Source organism: Conexibacter stalactiti (assembly GCF_033542075.1).
GTDB classification, from domain to species: domain Bacteria; phylum Actinomycetota; class Thermoleophilia; order Solirubrobacterales; family Solirubrobacteraceae; genus Conexibacter; species Conexibacter stalactiti.
Genome location: NZ_JAWSTH010000205.1, coordinates 1 through 2,609, shown reverse-complemented (window position 1 = coordinate 2,609; position 2,609 = coordinate 1). Strand labels below are relative to the sequence as shown.

Annotated in this window: 1 protein-coding gene and 2 pseudogenes; all 3 read right to left on the bottom strand. The window is 79.0% G+C overall.

Going from position 1 to position 2,609, the window contains the following annotated elements; genetic code table 11:
* Window positions 1-432: pseudogene (locus R7226_RS31240) on the bottom strand (hypothetical protein); the annotation flags it as partial.
* Window positions 429-2,177: a vWA domain-containing protein gene (locus R7226_RS31235; RefSeq protein ID WP_318601470.1), complete on the bottom strand. Its 1,749-nt coding sequence runs from the start codon at window positions 2,175-2,177 to the stop codon at window positions 429-431. The gene R7226_RS31235 and the pseudogene R7226_RS31240, both read right to left, overlap by 4 nt.
* Window positions 2,178-2,283: 106 nt before the next feature.
* A pseudogene (locus R7226_RS31230) lies at window positions 2,284-2,609 on the bottom strand (hypothetical protein); the annotation flags it as partial.

The following is a 2,609-nucleotide window of genomic DNA, read 5'->3' as shown; positions in this document are numbered from 1 at the left end:
GAGCGGCGCCGCCGGCGGCAGCGCGCCGCTCGCCGGGAGCCCCGCGAAGGCGGCGGTCGCGGCGAACTGGACGACGCGGCAGGGCGTGGCGCAGGCCTGCTCGGCGATCGCGGCTCGCACCCAGGCGCGCTCGCGCGCGCTCATCGCGTCGTCGACGCTGGCGGAGCGGTCGAGCAGCAGGACGGTCGCGGCCGGCTCGTCGGGACCGCGCTGCGGCTGCGCGAGCGCGACGACGAGCGCGACGGCGGCTGCGGCGCGCAGGGCCCAGGCGGCCCAGGTGGCGGGTTCGGTGCGGCCGGCGGCGGGAGCGGCGTTGCGCGATCCGGCCCTGCGGCCGGTGCGCGCGGTGGCGGACGCGCGCGGGCGCAGCAGCAACGCGGCCGCGGCGAGCGGCAGGAGCGCGAGCAGCCACAGCGGGGCGTCGAGGCTCATGCCGCACTCTCCCGGCGGCGCGGCCAGCGCGGGTACGACCACTCGGCAAGCAGCAGGAGCAGGCCGGCGGCGACCAGCCACGGCCACCACTCGCGCGGCGGGCCTGGCAGCGTTCCGCCGCCGTCGCTCGCGCGCAGGATGACGGGGTCGGCAGCGGAAGCGTCGGTCGCGGCAGCGCTCGTCGCATCGCCGGCGCCTGCCGCCGCGAGGTCCGCCGCGCCGCCGCTCGCCCACGCGACGACGTTCGCGAGCAGGATCGGGAACGCGGGCAGCTGCGGGAGCGTCGAAGCCTGTGGGTCGAAGGTCAGCAGCGCGATCCGCTCGGGCCGCTCGCCTGGGATCGTGCCGGCCGCCAGCAGCGGGCCGCCCGGCGCCCACGCAAGCGCGCGGAGCGCGGTCGGCAGCGTGGTCCGCCGCGCCGCGCCGGCGTCGATCGCGAGCGCGTCGAGGTCGACGCCGGCCAGCAGCAAAGTGGCCGCCGCGGTACCGCTGAGCGTGGGATCCGCGAGCGCGGCGCCGACGCGGCCGCCGGGCAGCCGGGGCGGTGCGACGAGCAGCAACGAGCGGGCGGCCGGCAGCTCGCCGTCGGGCAGCCAGCGGTCGAGCACGAGCAGGTCCGGCGTGGACGCGTCGGCGGCCGTGTAGTCCTGCGGAGGGATCAGCCGCAGCGTGACGCCGGGCGTCGCCGCGAGCGCTCGCGCCAGCGGCGCGTCGGCCGGGCGGTCGGAGACGAGCGTGACCGCCGTCGGAGAGGCCGGCGCGGGGACGGTGACGGTGGCGCTGTCGGCCGCGGTGCCGGTGCTGCTGTCGAGCCGGATCGTCAGGCGGGCGCCCGCCGGCGCCGGGAACGCGACTTCGACGCGCTCTCCCGGCGCGAGCGTGAGCGCACGCGACGCCGTCGCCGTGCCGTCGCGCTCGACGACCAGCCGCTCGCCAAGGCTGGCGTCACCGTCGTTGCGGACGGCGGCGAAGACGGTGCAGGTGGGCGGCGCGGCGGGCGAGCCGGCGGATGGCGGGCCGGCGGGCCTTGTCGCGCCGGCGGCGGGGGCGGGTGTCGCGACCGGCGCGCAGCGGGCGATTGGCTGCTCCAGCACCTGATCGTCGGCCCGCGTCCCGACCGTGACGGCGGCGTAGGCGACGCCGTCGCGCTCCACGCGCGGCGCGCTGTTCTCGATCGCATGGACGAGCGTGACCGTGCCGCCGGCGCGGTGCAGCTGGCCGCCGGCGAGCGTCAGCCCGGCGCGCAGGTCGGCGTTGGGCGCGGTCGCGCGCAGGTCGGCGAGCGCGTCGCTGGCAGCGTCCGGACTCGCGCCGGCGACGAGCAGCCGCGGGACCGCGCCGGCTGCCACCACCGTCACCGGGGTCGCGGCCGGCAGCCTCGCCAGGCGGCGCTCGAGGTCGCGCCGGACGGCGGTGAGACGATCAGGCGCGACGTCGGTCGCGCGCATCGTTCGCGAGTCGTCGAGCACGTAGACCTGCGGCGCGAGCCCGGCGCCCGCCTCGGCACCGTCCCGCGCCGGGCGCGCGAGCGCGAGCACGAGCAACACGACGATCAGCACCTGCAGCAACAGCAGCAGCGACGGCACGAGCGCGGTCCGCCGGCGGCCGGGCGCCGCGCTCGCCAGCTCGCGCCACAGCAGCAGGCTCGCGACCTCCTGCCGTCGGCGCCGTCGGCGCAGATGCAGCGTCAGCAGCGGCGCGAGCACCAGCAGCCCGGCGAGGAACCAGGGTGCGAGCAGGCTCAACGGGAGCCGGCCGCCCGGCGCGCGGTTGCGGCCGCGAGGGGGAGGAGGTCACGCGCGCGGACGCCGCCATCACGCACGGCGCGAGGGAGAGCGGCGCGTGCGTGACTCATCTCGACGGGAAGTAGGTCGCGACGAGCGAGCGCAGGTACGGCGCGACGGAGTTGACCGCGGTCGGCACGAACGGCAGCTCGACCGGTTCGCCGGCAACACCGCTGCCGGCGGTCGAGCCGCTCTGCACGCGCGCCGTGCCGCGGCCTCTGCCGCCCGTTCCCGCTCTGCCGGCGCCGCTGCCCTGCTGTCTGCCGCCGCTGGTCGCCAGCAGTCTCAACGGCAGCCGCCGCTCGCCGGTGTCGCTGCGGCCGGTCGCGTCGCCGCCGCGCCGGCCGACGTGGCTGGCGGCGCCGCGCGTGCCGCTGCGCGCCGCGCCGCGCT